The organism is Anoxybacillus sp. LAT27, assembly GCF_022030075.1.
In the GTDB taxonomy this organism is placed as follows: domain Bacteria; phylum Bacillota; class Bacilli; order Bacillales; family Anoxybacillaceae; genus Anoxybacillus; species Anoxybacillus kestanbolensis.
The window spans coordinates 47055-64835 of sequence record NZ_JAIWYK010000066.1 but is presented as its reverse complement, the minus strand read 5'-3'; the positions used below and the strand labels follow the sequence as shown (position 1 = coordinate 64835).

The following is a 17781-nucleotide window of genomic DNA, read 5'->3' as shown; positions in this document are numbered from 1 at the left end:
GGATGTGGGGCTTCTTTGCGTGAAGTCAAACCGTTCAAAGTCGATATCCGTCAAGTGTTTGATCTTCCTCCCGTGACGATTGAGGTGACACAACATGAACGTGAAGTGAAATCCTGTCCACATTGTCGATGTGTTCAACAAGCGGAGTTTCCACCACATGTCACGAATCATGTGCAATACGGTCCACGGCTCACGGCGCTCGTTGTTTATTTGCATCATATCCAATTGATCCCGTACAAGCGTTTAAGTGATACAATCGAAGCGTTATATCAACACTCGATTAGTACGGGAACTCTTGCCAATATGGTGAAACGAGGATGCGAAGCGCTAGAATCAAATATGGACATCATCGAAGACGCCTTACTTGGATCCAACATCCTGCATGTCGATGAAACGAGTTTGCGCATCAATGGGAAACTCGCATGGGTACATGTCGCGTGTACATCGGGATATACATACTTGGCTCCTCACGCTTCTCGTGGAAAGAAAGCGACCGATGACATCGGGATTCTTCCCCGATATCAAGGAACAATGATACACGATGCGTTCGGTACGTATCCGAAATACACGAGAGCCACCCATGCCCTTTGTCACGCCCATCATTTGCGTGAATTGAAGGGCTTCATCGAACAAGGGCATACGTGGGCGATGCGCATGACCACGTTTCTTTTAGCCGCCAAGCAAGCCGTCGAAGCCCATCACGGTGCACTTTCCGAAGAAGAAGCGAGACGGTGGGGACCGTATCCTGGCGAGAGCACAACACCGATTGGAAGCGATGACGCCTCTTCCGAAAAAAGCACTCGCTTTTGTTCGACACCTTCAAAAACGAAAGGAAGAAGCGCTGCGTTTCTTACGTGAAGCTCACGTTCCCTTTGACAACAACCAAGCCGAACGCGATCTTCGCATGGTCAAAGTGAAAGAGAACATTTCGGGTACGTTTCGCGAAGAAACATTCGCCCAGTCTTTTTGTATCACAAGAAGCATCGTTTCCACACTGACGAAACACGAAAAAAACGTGTGGGATTCGTTATGTCTTCTGTTGACGGGTGAAACGCTCGATCGTGTTCTTTCTACCACTTAGGGCATTTTCTATTACGGGGATGCCCTATTTGTGTTGCGCTTCTTTACATACTACTATCGGGGTGAATAGTTACCGTAAATTGACAACCAAACAAAAAAGGAGACATGAACCGGACTCCTTGGGTAAAATAGATGTGCTCAAAACCCATTCACACAAGGAGGTTCATGTCTCATGAATAGATTAGCACATCACCAAGGAATCGACAAGTTTTTCTTCACGTTGGGGTTGACGCTGCAACTTTCCAAACCGGTCTTGAAGCACCTCGTTCATCTTGTCGATGCCTTGACCACTAAGGGATTCTCGGGAACGTTGACCGATGTCCATCACTGGAGCTTTCATCCGAATCATCGAACGACGCTCAGTCACTTTTTCACGAAAAGCCCTTGGAACGAGGAAAGGCTGCTTGGGAAGCTTCAAGAGTGGATCCTTTCCCAGGTCGAACGACTGGCCTAACGGAAACATCAACCCCTTTTTGTTTCAATTGATGATACGATTTGCCAAAAAACGAAGCCTTCGCCACGGGCTGCACACGCCATTCAAGGGTGTGATTGGCACTACTCGCATAAAGATCATCAATCGGTTTGGGGGCATTCGCTCGTTTGGCTGATGGTGCACACCTTCACGCAGGCGTTTCCGTTCGCGTTCCGCTTGTATGACAAGAAGGCGAGAAGAAGCAAAATCGACCTGGCGATGGAGATGCTTTCCTCGATCAAGGTGAAGCTGACTCAGCCGGTGTATGTGCTCATGGATTCGTGGTACCCGTCCAAAACGCTCATCGAAACCTGCTTGAGCAAGGGATTCCATGTCATCGCCATGCTCAAGGCGAATCGGATTCTTTATCCGAAAGGCATCGCCGAATCCCGACAAACCCTTTCCGCTGGATTGGAGCTTCTTCGATCGCGAAAAGGCCACAGCGTCGTCGAGTTCATTTATAACGCCGCAAAGCAAGATATTCCCATTGATGTGATCAAAAAACAGCTCCATGTCGCCTAAGGGGTACCTTGTTTGTCTTTCTAACTATGGGAATTATTGTAATGAAAAATGCTCATCTACAGTTATTGATTAAAATGCGTTACAGGCGAATTTGAGCGGTCATTTTTTAGCGAAGTGCCTATTTTTTATTTTTAACCGATCCATATATGAGAAATATTAAAACATTGGCTCTTCACCACAAGTTGTACTTGATCATTGAAGATCGGTGTGCATAGAGAAAATAGAGGGTACAAAAAATACGAATTTTCCTGTATGGTAAAGGTGACCAAACCAAACCATTGGAGGAAAATTCGCATGTACTCTCAGTTTATCAAAGAACTCGTCGATTTACCAGATGTTTTGATTCAAAAGGTACGAAAAGAAGAAGAACGTTGGATTTTCGAACTTTCCCTTCCTGAACAATGCCCGTTATGTCCTGTTTGCTTGAAACGCACGATCAAAATGACAGGAAAAAAGAAACAATGGATGCATGGCTATGCGCGGCGAATCGGGATTTTTTGGATCGAACTTCCTGTCGAGCGCAGACGTTGTGGTACGTGTGGCATGACATTCAGCACGCCGTATCCTGGAATTTCCCCTCGAAGTGTGGCAACCGATGCTTTTCAGCGATGGGTGGCGCAATCTTGCATAGGGACATCCATTCAGGCGGTGGCTCGTATGTTCAAGCTTCCGTACACGACCGTTGAACGTTGGTTTTATACCCATGCCCCTTCCTTCCTATCGAATGACATCCAACCAAAGGCAGTTTGTGTCGATGAGTTTGCGTTTCGAAAAGGGCATGACCACGGAGTGGCGATCATGGATGCGGAAACGGGAGAAGTGTATACCGTTGAAGCAGGAAAGAACGAGGAAGCCATTGGACGTGTGTTGGCTCATGTGTCTGGTTCTGTTCAGTATGTCGTGAGCGATTTGGCACCAGCCATGAAAAAAGCGATTCAAAGGGTTTGCCCAGAGGCGACACATGTCGTGGATTATTTCCATGTCATTCAGCTGTTTACAGATGCTTTAGAGCGTTGTCGCAAATATGTAGACAAAGGAGGCAAGAAACACGAAAATGTTCGTTACGTTTGTCGTCTATTGAGTCAATGCCCAGGGAAATTGACGGAGGAAGAACGCCAAATCGTACGGAAATGGTGCGATGAAAGCGATTACTTAAAGTCTGTCTACCAATCTCTCCAACATTTTCGCTATGTGTCCAACAGCAAAGACGAGCAACAGGCGAAACGACGTTTGGAGGCTTGGATTCACCGATATGTATGTGGTCCTTGTTCGGCTGTGCGCGCTATCGCAAAATCACTTGTCAAACGAACAGATGAAGTCATATCATGCATATTGTCACCTTATTCGAATGGAAAAATGGAGGGGACGAATAACAAGATCAAGCTAATCAAACGTCGGGGATACGGATACAGAAATATCCAGTGTTTTGCATTGCGGGTTCGTCTAGAAACAGCTAACATACTTTAATGGCGGATGCAAGTACATCTTTTGGTGATGAACCATTTTTATTTATTTCATCTAAAAGCTACTCCTATTGTTCAGAGCTTTTTTCTTTCTTTATTTTATGTCTGTTTTTATTTATAATAAAACAAAGAATATTCAAATAATTTTATATATAACAAGTTAAAAACACGGAATCGATGACGTATACTCCTTTTCATCCATCTATCCCCATTCAGTTGATATTAAGGAAGGGTGAGCAGAAAGTTTGATGGAAAATAAAACTTTAGCTCCATGTAAAGGGGGTGTATGAATGGCAGCGAAACGATTTTTAATAACAAAAACAAAGTTTATTCCACCGTTGCTAAAAGAGTCGACCGTTCATCGACCGCATCTGATGAAAAAGCTGCACCAAGTACACCATTATCCTTTAACTCTTATTCACTCAGGTCCTGGATATGGAAAGAGTACAGTTTTATCCGCTTTTCTTAGTGCACAAACGAAACCTTACTGCTGGTATAGCCTTTCAAAGCAGGAAGATGATTTTATTCCTTTCCTTGTTCACATGATCTATGCTGTACAGAGTAGATTTCCTTATTTCGGAGAAAAAATAGTTGACTATTTACAAAATGAAGAACGAGCAAACTTGGAGGAAGATATTGAGTTTTTATGTTCAGAATATATTAATGAGTTGTTTACAATTCAGGAGGATTTTATTTTTGTGATCGATGACATCCATATTATAGAGCATTCTAGTCAAACCAAAAAATGGCTGATTTCATTCATTTCCCATCTACCAAGTCATGTTCACCTTGTATTATCGGGGAGAATCCGGCTTCATTGGGATATCATTACGAAAATGCTTGTTCGCGGGAATTTGTTGGAGTTGAGTGAAGCTGAGCTGGCTTTCACAAAAGAAGAAATCGAGGTTTTATTTTCTCATTCCTATGGTTGTGAGTTAGAATCTGAACAAGTGGACAAGATTTATCAATTAACCGAGGGATGGATTATTGCCATTCAAATGATCTGGCAACAAATGAAAATCCGAGGAGGTCTGGACGGATATCAAGGGGAGAATCCGGCTTCAAACGAAGAGTTGTTACGATTTTTGACAATGGAGGTGTTTGTTAATCAACCGGAAGAAGTGCAGCTTTTTTTACTAAAAACGGCTATTTTTGATGAGTTTCATGTAAAACTTTGCTATGACCTTTATCAATGGAAAGATACGAACGAGATGTTGCAATATTTGTTGGATCAAAATTTGTTCATTGTTCAAATAGGAGAAGGTCTGTATCGCTATCATCCACTATTTCGCGATTTTCTTCTTAAACGATTAAGGAAAAATGAGCCCTTTTTTTATCGTGTTCATAGACAGGCTGCAGACTACTATTGCAAGAGCGGGCAATTCGAAAAAGCGATCTATCATTATCAAGAAATAGGGGAAGAAGAGAAAATCGCATATATTTTGCAATACAATGGTCAGCAATTGTTAAGCGAAGGAAAGATAGAGACATTATCCGAAGTGCTCGACAAGCTTTCAATGGAAGTAAAAAATAAGTTTGAGATGCTGTGGTTTCTTGAGGGGGAACTCAACCGTTATTTTTGTAAGTATGAGAGAGCGCTTACATGTTACTCTCAATTAGAAGAATTGGCACAAGAAAAACGAGACCGCTATTTAGAAAGCTTTGGAAAAGAAGGAAAAGCAAGAATTTATCTAGATACTATTCAACCGGCGAAGGCAGATGGTTATTTAAGTAAGGCTATTGAACGGATGGGACAAAGTGAAGGGAATGCGGAGAGGGAAATACAGCTTTACAGCTTGATGGCTGAAAATCTTCTTAATCTTGGTAAAGCGCAAGAGGCGGAAAAATGGTTAGAAAAGTGTAAGGAGTTACAAGCGAATTTCAAGAAAGTAGAATTAGAATCAAGACTTTATTTACGAACGGGAAGGTTGCTTGAGGCAAAAAAACTTCTTGAGCATGCCCAATTTGAAGAAGAAGGTCAAAATCATTCATCCCGCTCTCACCGAGAAACAGACTTGCTTTTGTCAATTATATTTTCTTATACGGGTGAAGGAGAAAGAGCAAAACGATTAGCAGAGAAAGGGATCTTTCGGGGAGCAGCAAGGAAAGCGCCATTTGTAGAAGCATGTGGTTGGATGAGGTTGGGGCATGCCGTTCAACTGTTAGAACGCTATGAACCGAATCTAGCAGCGAAATGTTATGAGACATCGATTGATTTGATGGAGCAAATCAACATGTCTAGGGGAAAGTCAGAAGCCTACATGGGACTATGCTTATTGTTTGGCAAGCTTACCGATTATCAAAAGGCTTATCAGTATGGCCAGATGGCATTGGAGGAGCCTTCACGTGTAAAAGATCTCTGGTTAACCACCTATATTACATTAGCCCTTGGGATAAACGCCTTTTACAACAGACGATGGGAAGAATCAGAATTTTACTTTATGAAATGTAAAGAGAACTTTGAGGAATGTGGTGATAAATACGGGTACATTGTGACGCTTTTTTGGCTTGCTTATCTTTATGATGCGTTAAAAGAGAAGAGGACGTTTAAGCAGTATATAAAAGAATTTCTTACTTTAATTAAGCATCATCATTACGAGTTTTTTATTGAAAACCATACATTGTTTGGTCCAGCAGATATTGAAACGATTGTCCCGCTCTTGTTGGCAGCGAAGGAACTAAATGTAAAAGAAGACTATGTTTCTTCTCTTTTACGTCGCCTTGGATATAAAGAGTTAGGTTTTCATCCTGGTTATACCATTCGTGTTCAGACACTAGGAGACTTTCAAGTTTGGATAGGGAATGAAAAGCTATCAGAGAAGAGCTGGAAAAGAGAAAAGGCGAAAGAACTTTTTCAATTATTGATTACGAAAAGAGACAAAATGATATCTAAGTCTGAAATTCTAGAATTGCTCTGGAAAGAACAAGAAGAGGAAGCAGCCCAGCGAGATTTTAAAGTCGCACTCAATGCTTTAAATAGAGCGATTGAACCGAATCGCAAGGCCAGGGCAAACACATTCTTTATTGTTCGTGAAGGAACTTTTTATGGATTAAATAAAGAGGCTTCTTTTGAGATTGATGCAGTTCGTTTTGAAAAATTGATTGAAGAAGGGTTAGAAGAAAGTAATCGTCGTCTTGCGATCGAGAAATTGAGCAGAGGTTTAGAGTATTATCAAGGAGACTATTTGTCAGGAAGTCGTTACGATGATTGGTGTTTGGAAGAAAGAGAACGGCTGCTTCTCTTATATTTACGGGGAGCAGAACGGTTGGCACAGATGTTTGTAGCAGAAGAGCGCTTTGATGAGGCCATACGTTGGTGCGAGTCTATTCTTACACATGATCCTTGTTGGGAAGAGGCATATCGGTTATTGATGTACTGCTATTATCGAAAGCAAAACCGCTCCTATGCGTTGAGATTATTTGAAAAGTGTCAAAAGCATTTACAACAGGAACTAGGTGTAGAGCCGATGGAATCAACAAAAAAAATGTTTGCCATGATTAAAGATGTGCCTTTTTTACCATTGTGATCGAAGGCGATTTGCTTCTTATTCAGAATACTATAATAAAGTTTTTTCGTTATTTTATGCATATATGTTTGCAGTAAAAAAGGTGTCCCAGTACTTTTGGGACATCATCTTTTTTCCATAGGATTTGATTCAGAGAGAGGTAAGGTGAAGAACATACTGTAATCATGACTTCTTGACAGCGCTTTTGCTTCCACGCTCGTCTGCTTGTAACTGATTTGCAACTCCATTAATCAATAATACAGATAAGACATTTATTTTAATCGCGAGGGAGGAAACGAAATGAAACGAACGACAAAATGTTTTTTGTATTTGCTGGTGGTGATGTTGGTGATATTGGGAGCTTGTAGTTCGAATGATGCAGGAGTGGCAAGCAATGAGAATGATAAGCCGAAAAAGGGAACGAATGAAAAAACGGAAGAAGTCGTTCGGATCGGGGTGTTGGCTTCTTTGACAGGGGCACTGGAGGTATATGGAAAACAAACAGTAAGAGGATTTGAACTCGGTCTTGAGTATGCAACAGGTGGAACGATGGAAGTAGCAGGAAAGAAGATTGAGTACATTGTGGAAGATACAGAAACCCAACCGAATGTTGCAGTTCAAAAAGCGACTCGATTGCTTGAAGACCATCAGGTAGATTTTATTGTCGGTTCATCATCTTCAGGGGATACATTGGCGGTACTTCCATTAATGGAGGAATATAAAAAGATTATGATTGTTGAGCCGGCGGTTGCTGACAGTATAACAGGTGAGAACTGGAACAGGTATATTTTTAGAACTGCAAGAAGTTCTTCGCAAGACGCGATTGCTGGTGCAACGGCAATTGCAGCTGAAGGAGTTACGATTGCCACACTCGCTCAAGACAGTGCATTCGGACGTGATGGGGTGGCTGCATTTAAAAAGGCAGCTGAAGAGTTGGGAGCCAAAATTGTCCATGAAGAATATGCCGATCCTTCAGGTGTTGACTTTTCTTCAAACATTCAGCGAATTGTCAATGCAAAGCCGGAGTATTTGTTTGTCATTTGGGCTGGAGCTAATTCGCCATGGGGACAGCTAGCTGATATGAAAGTACAAGAGCGCGGAATCAAAATTTCGACTGGAGCTCCTGACATTGCAGCTCTTCGGACCATGGATGCAGTAATCGGTATGGAAGGATTTACGGTTTATCATCATAGTCTTCCAAACAATGAAATAAACGATTGGCTCGTCAAAAAGCATCTAGAAAAATTTGGAGAGGAACCAGACTTGTTTACTCCTGGTGGATTTGCAGCAGCGATGGCAATTGTAACAGCTTTGGAAAAGAGTGGAGGAGTTACGGATGCAGAGACGTTAATTGAGACGATGGAAGGTATGACATTTGACACACCAAAAGGTCCAATGACGTTCCGACCGGAAGACCATCAGGCATTGCAAACTATGTATGCGATTACTCTTAAAAGAACGAATGAGTTTGATTACCCTGTTCCCGTCCTTGTAAGAGAACTTACATCGGAAGAAACGGCACCTCCCATCAAAAATCGGTAATCATTAAAAAAGGAGCCGAACGTTCATTACTCTTTCTGTTCGGCCCCTTTATTTTAACCAACGACACTCAAAAAGAAGGTGAGAGCGATGGATGACATCATTTTGGAAACAAACGGATTGACTATTGTGTTTGGTGGACATGTGGCAGTGGATAATGTATCGGTCAAAATTCAACGGAATCAATTGAAGTCGATTATTGGTCCAAATGGAGCAGGGAAAACGACGTTTTTTAATATGCTTAGCGGTCAACTTAAGCCAACAAAAGGGAGCGTGTTTTTCGATGGCAAGGATATTACCTCTTTATCACCAGCTGAACGAACAAGACTGGGGATTGGACGCTCTTTTCAAATCACAAATGTCTTTCCTAATTTAACTTGTTATGAGAATGTTCGTCTTGCTGTTCAATCTCAAAAGGGGATTCTTTATAACATGTTTTCACATGTGAGAAAATTTCGGGATGTAAATGAAAGAGCCTATCAACTTTTGGATATGGTATTTCTTGTGAATAAAGCAAACGAAATGGCGGTTAATCTTACACATGGAGAAAAGCGGAAACTGGAAATTGCTATGCTCCTTGCTTTGGAGACAGAGATGTTGCTTCTTGATGAGCCGACGGCGGGCATGTCACTCGAGGAAGTGCCGATGATTTTGGATGTAATTCGCAACATTCGTGATCAACGGAATCGAACGATTTTGTTGATTGAACACAAAATAGATATGGTTCTTGATTTATCAGACAATATCATGGTTCTTTTCCATGGTCAACTGCTTGCGGATGGGCCTCCGAAAGAGATCATAAGGAATGAGCAAGTTCAATCTGCGTATTTGGGGGGGCTGTACAATGACGCTTCTTAAGGTTGAAGCAATCCAAACGTACATTGAGCAGTATCATATTTTGCAAGGGGTGTCCTTTGAAGTACGGGTTGGGGAAGTAACTGTTCTTCTTGGGCGGAATGGGGCTGGGAAAACAACGACTCTCCGCTCGATTATGGGTCTTACTCCTGTAAGAGAAGGAAAAATTTTCTACAAAGATCAAGAGATTCAGACATGGCCGACTCATCAAATTTCAAACATTGGCATCGGTTATGTTCCTGAAGATCAAGGAATTTTTGGAGCATTGACTGTGGAAGAAAATATGAAAGTAGCTATAAAGAATAAAGATGAGCGAACAATGGAACGTCTCGAATGGGTGTTGGACTTGTTCCCGGATTTAAAAAAATTCTGGAAAAAGCAAGGGGGAAATTTGAGCGGGGGACAAAAGCAAATGCTGGCGATTGCGAGAGCATATATCAACGACAATAATCTTCTCCTAATTGATGAGCCAAGCAAAGGTTTGGCACCAATTGTCGTTGAAAAGGTAATGGATTCGATCCAGCAGATGAAAGAACAGACAACGGTCGTACTGGTTGAACAAAATTTCATAATGGCAAGTGCGATTGGAGATCGCTTTTACATTATCGACGATGGTCGTACTGTGCACAGCGGCTTGATGAAAGAACTAAAGGAGGATGAGCAGTTAAAGAAACAATATTTAGGGATTGCTTGAAAGGAGGGAATGAAATGGATCTTTTCATCAACATTACGATCAATGGTTTAGCAACTGGGATGCTTATTTTTCTGCTTGCTGCGGGGCTAACACTCATTTTTGGATTAATGGATGTGTTAAATTTTGCTCACGGTGCATTGTTTTTGTGGGGAGCGTATGCTGGAATTTGGGCTTATAGTGCGACGGAAAGTTTTTTTCTGGGTATTGTCATTGCTTTAATTACGGGGATGATTCTAGGATATTTGTTGGAACGGTTCATTGTGAAACCGATGTATGGAAACCATATTCAGCAAATTTTAATCACTCTTGGGGTTATGCTTGTCCTGAGTGAATTTGTCAAAGTCGTGTGGGGACCGAATATTATTCAAGCAACTGCTCCTGAATGGCTGCAAGGAAGTTGGGAAGTCGGAAGCATCCTTTTAGTTAAATATCGATTATTTATTATCTTCATTGGTCTAGTTGTCTTTTTTGCTCTGTTATTTTTGTTAAATAAAACAAAGTTAGGATTAGTTGTTCGTGCTGGAGTCATTAATAAGGAAATGGTGCAAGTTCTTGGAATCAATATTCGGAAGGTCTTTCTCTTTGTTTTCATTTTAGGTGCAGCGATGGCTAGTTTAGCAGGTGTGTTGTTTGGACCTTATTCTGGGGTGATTTATGCTGAAATAGGCCTTGAATACGGGATTTTAGCTTTTATCGTTGTCATCATTGGTGGAATGGGTAGTGTGCTGGGTTCCATGATTGCTGCACTTCTCGTTGGCATTTTAGGGGCTTATACCGCATACTTTATCCCCGATTTATCGTTGGCGGTTAACTTTGTGTTGATGCTTACCATTCTTATTTTTAAGCCGGCTGGACTCATCGCAGCGAAGGAGGTGGGCAAATGAATCGCTTAAAAACTTTGTCAAAACTTAAGTTGATGTTAGCGTTACTGACTGTTGGTTTGTTTGTTTTTCCATTTATTAGCGATTCAAGGACCGCTTTTATCATCTTAACGCAAATTTTTATTCTTGCTATATTTTCCATGAGTTATGACCTGCTTCTCGGATACACAGGTATCGTTTCTTTTGGACATGCGATGTTTTTTGGAATAGGGGCTTATACGGTTGCTATCTGTCTGAGGCATTTTGGTGCAACAATTTCAACCGTATTGCTTGCCGCTTTGCTCACGGTGATTTTTACAGTAGTTGTTAGCTATCTAGTTGGAATGTTAACGCTTCGATTAAAAAAACATTTTTTTGCGATGCTTACACTAGCCGTTGCGAGTTTGTTTTTGGTTGTTGCGGAAAAATGGCGTTCTCTAACGATGGGCAATGACGGGTTCACGTTTGTTGTTCCTGAGCTATTTCGTGATCGTGTTTCATTCTATTTCATTTCGCTCGCCTTTCTTGTTGTTATGTATCTGTTCCTTGAGCGGTTTACTCAATCGCCGATGGGAAAAGTATTGGAGGCGATTCGTGAAAACGAAGTTCGAGTCGAATCGCTAGGCTACAAAGTATTACACTATAAAGTTATTGCGAATGTGATTGCCGGAATGATCGCAGGGCTGTCTGGCATCTTGTATGCGATGAGCCTTCGTTTTGTCAATACAACTGTATTTTCAGTGGAACGAACGTTAGATGCCTTATTAGTTACAATCATCGGCGGTGTTGGAACGTTGTTTGGTTCAGTCATTGGCGCTGCGTTGCTCGAGTTTGCCCGCCACGGTCTGATGGATTTAGCGAAAGTTCATTGGGTTTTTGAACGTTGGGTTATCTTATTTGGAATGGTGTTTATTCTCGTTGTGATGTTCTTTCCAAAGGGAATTGTCGGAACAATGAAACATTGGTGGAAGCAGCGGATGTATAAAAAAGAGCAAACCAATCAGCTTGATGAGAGAAGCACAAACACATTGAAAGAGGACTTTCATTCGTAAAGTATGGTTGAAGTGGCACGACCTTTTGTCTTCATTAGAGAAAACACTTCAAGGATGAAGAAGAGAATAAATGTATTATATGTAAAAAAAGGAAAATCCCGTTGTTTAGTGCAAATAAAAAGTAAAAGGAATCATTGGAGAGTGAGCAGAATGAATCATGAGCCGATTGGGATTGTCAGTACAGGAATATATTTGCCGGAACAGCGAATGACAGGAGAAAAAATAGCAGCTTTGTCTGGCTTGCCATTGGCTGTTGTTGAACAAAAAATGGGCATTAAAGAAAAGCCTATACCGGGTGAAGAGGATCATACGTGTCAGATGGGGATTTATGCGGCGAAGAAAGCAATGGAAAAAGGGGGAGTTTTGCCGGAAGAGCTGGATTTAGTGATTTATATTGGCGAAGAGTACAAAGAATATCCACTTTGGACTGCTAGCATTAAACTGCAACAAGAAATTGGAGCGATTCGGGCATGGGCATTTGATGTTGCTCTTCGATGCTGCACGACAATTATGGCTTTAAAGCTGGCTAAAGATATGATGATTGCTGATCCTTCGATTCGAACGGCTTTGCTTGCAGGAGGATACCGGAATGTTGATTTGATCGATTACAGTAATCCAAGAACAAGATTCATGTATAACCTTTCAGCTGGAGGCGGAGCGATTATCTTACAAAAAGGATATAGGTGTAATGAGTTGCTGGAAAGTCATTTAATCACGGACGGTTCCTTTTCTGAAGATGTCATTGTGAGAGTTGGGGGAACGAAACAACCGATATTCCCTGCTGCGATTGAAAAACGTCTCCATTATTTGGATGTAACCGATCCAGAAGGTATGAAAAGACGCCTTGAGGAAAAGTCTATGAACCATTTTCTTTCTGTGATTCGCAAATCTTTAGAAAAGAGCGGTCTGTCGGAAAAGGATATTGATTATTTAGGAATCTTGCATATGAAGAAATCAGCTCACGACTTTGTTCTTAACGAGTTAGGTCTGTCAGAGGAGCAATCGATTTATTTAGATCGTTATGGTCATGTCGGTCAATTCGATCAAATTCTATCCCTCGAACTCGGTCTTGCCGATGGGAAAATTAAAAACGGAGATATCGTCGTACTCGTCAGCGCTGGAATCGGTTATGCCTGGGGGGCTTCGACGATTCGCTGGGGAAGAGAGTAAGAAAGAAGGATGGTGATATCATTGGCAGACATTCAGTTGAAAACCGTTGTGCTCGACAATGGAGAAACAATTGGATATCGGGAACGCTTGGGCGGAGATGAAGTTCTCATTCTCATCCACGGAAATATGACATCGTCAAAGCATTGGGATGTATTACTTGAAGCTTTTGATCCATTCTATACACTCTATGCTCTTGATTTGAGGGGATTTGGAATCTCCACTTATCACACACCGATCGACTCGATCAAAGACTTTTCCGATGATGTGAAAGCATTTATGGATGCTATAGGATTGGAGAAAGCTTCATTGCTTGGCTGGTCGACTGGCGGCGCCGTCAGTATGCAATTTGCCATTGATTATCCAGAGCGTGTCAAGCGATTAATCTTACTAGCGTCTGCCTCCACAAGAGGCTATCCGTTTTATCAAATGGGACCGAATGGAGAAAAATGCCGCATCGCGAAAAAAGCCGATATTGCTGTCGATCCAGGGAAAACACTTCCGATCTTATCCGCTTATCGGACAAAAAATAAAGCATTTTTAAAAGAATTATGGAATTCTCTTATTTATACAAACGAACAACCTTCTACTGAAAAATATGAAGAATATTTGGAAGATATGCTCACGCAGCAAAATCTCGTCGATGTTTACCATGCTCTCAATACATTTAACATCAGTACGGTTCACAACGGAGTAAAAGAAGGAACTGGCAAGGCAAAAGACATCAAAGCTCCTACCCTTGTTCTATGGGGGGAAAACGATCTTGTGGCGACAGAACAAATGACTAATGAAATATTGGAAGACTTAGGAGAGAATGCCGAGTTTGAACTGCTGATAGAATGCGGCCATTCCCCTCTTATTGATAATTTGGAACAATTGCTAGAAAAAATAACAAGCTTTTTGCAGAAGGTGTAAAAAAAGGAAGATAGACTCGACAATTGAATTGCACTCTGTTTCTTGATGTTTTTGCAATAGACAGCCTCTCACCGCTTGCTGCAAGCAACGTTTAGTAGCAGGCGTTTTTTTTAAAACAAATTGGCGGAAGGGGATCAGATTGTTTCGATTATTCTGGTGAGCTTTTCTTCTGAACAGCACTCCCAAAATGGAAGAAACCACCTGCAATTCTTTTTTTAAAACACAATAGCTGAGTTTTTGACCCTTTATTTTTTCAGCATGGTATGTCTCTGTTTTTTGCAACACCGGTGCCAATATTTGCTCCCCATGTTTTTCGATCATTTCTGGCCAAAGGAAAGGAGTTGTTCTCTACAGCTTCTAGAGAGCGATGCTGACTATCCGCTACAAGGCCGTACGAATATGTTCCTTCCGTCGTAAAAACTCGTTAAAAAAGCTTCAATAGCAGGTAATGAATTTTCTCGGAGTATCAATGTAACTGGTCGATCGTAACCTTAAGTTATTGGATTATTATAGATATTCATGTGAAAGAGGGAGGAGATAATGTTATGCTTCAAAGAAAAACATTCATGTTGGCCTTGTTAGTGGTGTTTAGTTTATTTCCTTTCCTGTTCAGTTCTTTTGTCAGTGCTTCAGAGTCACCTACTTTGATTTCTGTCGCTAGCGATCCGTATCCATGGGAACGTGTAGAAGTTTATGGGAGTAATGTAAGCCAAATGATCAGCGAGAAAGAAAAGATGCTTAGGATCAGCTTGCCGGAAAATGACAAGGTGAGAAGTTGGTTTCCTTCCGATGTTTATGTTCATGTTGGATACAGCAGTTCAAATCAGGACTATGATTTTGGCAGCTATGGATATTTAAAAAGCAATCGTTATTTTGTTTTAGGATATGGCTTAGGATGGAAGGAGGCAACAAAGCCGTATCCAGTTCTTCTTGTACACGGTGCAGCAGATGATATGAATCGTGCATGGGCTCATCCGTGGGATAAGGAAACGCCTAGCTCAATTGATAAGCCTGGGTTAATGCAATATTTAGCGGAGAGAGGTTACGCTGTTTTTGCCATTTCGTTTCCGCATACACATGGAAACAATTTATTCCAAGGACAATTAATTGCTGATGCCATTTCTATCATTAAGGAGAAAACAGGGGCAGCAAAAGTGGATATTGTTGCTCATAGTAAAGGGAATATTTCTTCCATTGCTTATATGAGTTCGTTGAATGATGATTGGTCTGATACTGCTTGGATGACAAACTTTCGAGGAGACGTCCGCAAATATGTAGCGATTGCCGCTCCTTTTAAAGGGCTAGATACGATGTTTCGTTACTATTTAGCGAATACCAATACAATTGATGGGACTCTTAATGCACCTGTAGCCTTTTACAATGCGTACATTTATTACAACTATCGGAATTATTACCGTTGGAGTATGACTGATACTTATGGTGATGGAAACTATTTTGAGGGGCAAACTCAGCTTCTCCATAATTGGGTGGACGATCCGAATGACCCGGTTTGGTTTAACTTTGAAAGTGATACAGGAGATTTTAATAATACAAGGAATAAGCTGTATTGGGGTGGATGCAGTTATTATGTTTGTTCAGAAGGAATCAACATAGCTATTGCGAATTCAAATGGCCAAAACGGAACTAGTAACTTTATCGAAAAAATGAATAAAAAAGGATTAGATCCCGCAATTCAATTCTATGTTTTGTATGGAACGAATCAGGCTTTAGACTACTATTGGTTTGGTTATCCGATTGGAGAAAAAGCGGCTCCAAGTGATGGATTGTTGTTTGTTAAGAGTGCCACCTATACTGACGGGATGACAAAACGGGGAGCCACTTTAAAAGCAATGGCCTCTGGAAACTATCATCACTTAGACATTGCCCGTGTTACTCCTGTTTTGAATTGGATCGAAAAAAAACTCTCTGAACCATGATTGATATGATTCGACCTTTGTTCAAGCATTTTGTGTCCTGTTTTTTGCGTTGTAACCAAAATGCAACTCCTGTTATTTATACTGCTTAATGTAAAGAAAGAAAAGGAGGAGGGCAATGTGTATTGGGCTATCGATTGGTTGAACAAACGGGCTACCTTAACTCCAAACCGTGTGGCAGTGGTCGATGGAGAAAAAAAGGTTTACTGGACTTATGAGCAATTGAATGAAGAAGCAACAAACCTAGCTCATTCGTTAAAACAGCTTGGTATTCACAAAGGGGATCGGGTCGCTCTGTTGTCGCCTAATGATATAAGCTATTTTCATTTACTGTTTGCATGCACAAAAATCGGCGCAGTGTTTGTTCCTGTTAATTGGCGTCTTTCGAAGGGGGAAATTTCCTATATTCTTTCCGATTGCCAACCGTCTCTATTTATTTATGACAGAAAACTAGGCAAACTAGTGCCTGAAACTTACAAAGGAAAAAAGTTGGAGTTACAATCCGATACTTACAATCAACTGTTTGTTGGACATAGAGAGATAATTGAAGAAAAAGTTAATGTCGACGATCCACTGACTATTATTTATACCGGAGGGACGACCGGATTACCAAAGGGGGCCGTCTTAACGCATCAATCCATGTTTTACAACATAATTAATACGATTAACAGTTGGAATTTGACAACTGATGACACGACATTGACGTATTTACCGATGTTTCATACAGGCGGATTAAATGTCTTGTCTCTTCCGCTTTTGCACATCGGCGGCAAAGTGGTGTTCGCTAATAAGTTTGAGCCCGAACGTGCTGTTCGTCTATTGAATGAAGAAAAGTGTACAATCGTTCTCTTTGTGCCAACGATGTACCATCTGCTCATTCAATCGAAGGCTTTTCAACAATCAGACTTTCCGACGGTTCATACTTTCTTATCAGGAGGGGCTCCTTGTTCCAATAAAATCTATGCCGCTTTTGCCGAAAAAGGGCTGACTTTTAAAGAAGGATACGGATTAACAGAAGCGGGGCCTAACAACTTTTTTATTAACCCACAGGATGTGTATAAACGGAGGGGCTCTGTTGGCAAACCGATGCTATATAACACAGTGAAAATTGTCAATGAAGAAGGAAAGGAGACTGGACCCGGGGAAGTGGGAGAGATTGTGATAAGCGGCTATCACTTATTTTCCCGATATTGGAATAAACCAGACGTAACAGCTGAAACTCTGAAAGATGGCTGGTTGTATACAGGAGATTTAGGGAAAAGGGATGAAGAAGGATTCTTCTATATCGTTGGCCGAAAAAAGGACATGATTATTACCGGTGGTGAAAATGTGTATCCAGTTGAAGTTGAACATGTGATTGCTGAGTGTGAAGCAGTAGCTGAAGTAGCTGTTGTCGGTTTACCTGATGAGACATGGGGGGAAATTGTAACTGCGTTTGTTGTCTTAAAGGAAGGAATGATAATGGCTGCCGATGAAATTAAGAACTATTGCCGCAAATCGTTAGGTTCGTATAAAGTACCGAAGAGAATCGAATTGATTTCAGAAATACCAAAAACCCCAGTAGGAAAAATTGACAAACAGGCATTGGTGTCTTTCTATGGAAATCAAATCACCAAAAAATAAAAAATAAAGATAAAAGGGATTTTCAATTGGTGTAAACTATTGGGTTTGCCTTTTCTTTTTTGAAAGTGAACGACATTTATAATATACGTAAATGAAATA

12 protein-coding genes and 2 pseudogenes are annotated in these 17781 nt (G+C 41.2%); 13 read left to right on the top strand and 1 reads right to left on the bottom strand.

The genetic code is table 11. The annotated features are described in order from the left end of the window. From tnpC to phaZ, 11 genes and pseudogenes are all read left to right on the top strand, one after another. Positions 1–1081: pseudogene (gene tnpC, locus LD028_RS05690) on the top strand (IS66 family transposase); the annotation flags it as partial. A 171-nt stretch (positions 1082–1252) separates the two neighbouring features. Beyond that, a pseudogene (locus LD028_RS05685) lies at positions 1253–2074 on the top strand (transposase). 294 nt (positions 2075–2368) lie between these two features. After that, complete coding sequence (locus tag LD028_RS05680) at positions 2369–3541, top strand: ISL3 family transposase (RefSeq protein ID WP_237811250.1); 1173 nt, start codon at positions 2369–2371, stop codon at positions 3539–3541. A gap of 286 nt (positions 3542–3827) precedes the next feature. Further along, on the top strand, positions 3828–7064 hold the full coding sequence (locus LD028_RS05675; RefSeq protein ID WP_237811249.1) for an AfsR/SARP family transcriptional regulator: 3237 nt from the start codon (positions 3828–3830) through the stop codon (positions 7062–7064). 279 nt (positions 7065–7343) lie between these two features. Then, complete coding sequence (locus LD028_RS05670) at positions 7344–8585, top strand: substrate-binding domain-containing protein (RefSeq protein ID WP_237811248.1); 1242 nt, start codon at positions 7344–7346, stop codon at positions 8583–8585. Positions 8586–8672: 87 nt separating this feature from the next. Further along, entirely contained in the window at positions 8673–9440 is a 768-nt protein-coding gene (locus LD028_RS05665) for an ABC transporter ATP-binding protein (RefSeq protein ID WP_237811247.1), read from the top strand. Beyond that, the gene (locus LD028_RS05660) at positions 9427–10131 is read left to right on the top strand and encodes an ABC transporter ATP-binding protein (RefSeq protein ID WP_077428989.1); all 705 of its coding nucleotides are present in this window, start codon (positions 9427–9429) and stop codon (positions 10129–10131) included. The genes LD028_RS05665 and LD028_RS05660 overlap by 14 nt, the downstream gene beginning before the upstream one ends. A 14-nt stretch (positions 10132–10145) precedes the next feature. Next, complete coding sequence (locus LD028_RS05655; protein WP_237811246.1) at positions 10146–11015, top strand: branched-chain amino acid ABC transporter permease; 870 nt, start codon at positions 10146–10148, stop codon at positions 11013–11015. Next, the gene (locus tag LD028_RS05650) at positions 11012–12043 is read left to right on the top strand and encodes a branched-chain amino acid ABC transporter permease (protein WP_077428991.1); all 1032 of its coding nucleotides are present in this window, start codon (positions 11012–11014) and stop codon (positions 12041–12043) included. Before LD028_RS05655 ends, LD028_RS05650 begins: the two co-directional genes overlap by 4 nt. 150 nt (positions 12044–12193) lie before the next feature. Then, on the top strand, positions 12194–13213 hold the full coding sequence (locus LD028_RS05645) for a 3-oxoacyl-ACP synthase (protein ID WP_077428992.1): 1020 nt from the start codon (positions 12194–12196) through the stop codon (positions 13211–13213). 21 nt (positions 13214–13234) lie between these two features. After that, positions 13235–14125: an intracellular short-chain-length polyhydroxyalkanoate depolymerase gene (gene phaZ / locus LD028_RS05640; protein ID WP_237811245.1), complete on the top strand. Its 891-nt coding sequence runs from the start codon at positions 13235–13237 to the stop codon at positions 14123–14125. Here phaZ and LD028_RS05635 read toward each other — a convergent pair. Then, positions 14090–14419, bottom strand: a complete 330-nt coding sequence (locus LD028_RS05635; RefSeq protein ID WP_143271277.1) for a hypothetical protein — start codon at positions 14417–14419, stop codon at positions 14090–14092. The two genes, phaZ and LD028_RS05635, sit on opposite strands and share 36 nt — an antisense overlap. A 251-nt stretch (positions 14420–14670) precedes the next feature. On the opposite strand from LD028_RS05635, the gene LD028_RS05630 reads away from it, so the two are divergent. Further along, positions 14671–16062 carry an esterase/lipase family protein gene (locus tag LD028_RS05630; protein WP_077428994.1) on the top strand — a complete coding sequence of 464 codons (1392 nt, stop codon included), beginning with the start codon at positions 14671–14673 and terminating at the stop codon, positions 16060–16062. A gap of 117 nt (positions 16063–16179) precedes the next feature. Next, positions 16180–17682 carry an acyl-CoA synthetase gene (locus LD028_RS05625; protein ID WP_237811244.1) on the top strand — a complete coding sequence of 501 codons (1503 nt, stop codon included), beginning with the start codon at positions 16180–16182 and terminating at the stop codon, positions 17680–17682. The last annotated feature ends 99 nt before the right edge of the window (positions 17683–17781 follow it).

Excerpts from the sequence above, each read along its gene's own strand:
- LD028_RS05655 (WP_237811246.1), top strand. The coding sequence starts at position 10,146 with ATGGATCTTTTCATCAACATTACGATCAATGGTTTAGCAACTGGGATG.
- LD028_RS05670 (WP_237811248.1), top strand. The coding sequence starts at position 7,344 with ATGAAACGAACGACAAAATGTTTTTTGTATTTGCTGGTGGTGATGTTG.
- LD028_RS05680 (WP_237811250.1), top strand. The coding sequence starts at position 2,369 with ATGTACTCTCAGTTTATCAAAGAACTCGTCGATTTACCAGATGTTTTG.
- LD028_RS05630 (WP_077428994.1), top strand. The coding sequence starts at position 14,671 with ATGCTTCAAAGAAAAACATTCATGTTGGCCTTGTTAGTGGTGTTTAGT.
- LD028_RS05645 (WP_077428992.1), top strand. The coding sequence starts at position 12,194 with ATGAATCATGAGCCGATTGGGATTGTCAGTACAGGAATATATTTGCCG.
- LD028_RS05650 (WP_077428991.1), top strand. The coding sequence starts at position 11,012 with ATGAATCGCTTAAAAACTTTGTCAAAACTTAAGTTGATGTTAGCGTTA.
- LD028_RS05660 (WP_077428989.1), top strand. The coding sequence starts at position 9,427 with ATGACGCTTCTTAAGGTTGAAGCAATCCAAACGTACATTGAGCAGTAT.
- LD028_RS05665 (WP_237811247.1), top strand. The coding sequence starts at position 8,673 with ATGGATGACATCATTTTGGAAACAAACGGATTGACTATTGTGTTTGGT.
- LD028_RS05675 (WP_237811249.1), top strand. The coding sequence starts at position 3,828 with ATGGCAGCGAAACGATTTTTAATAACAAAAACAAAGTTTATTCCACCG.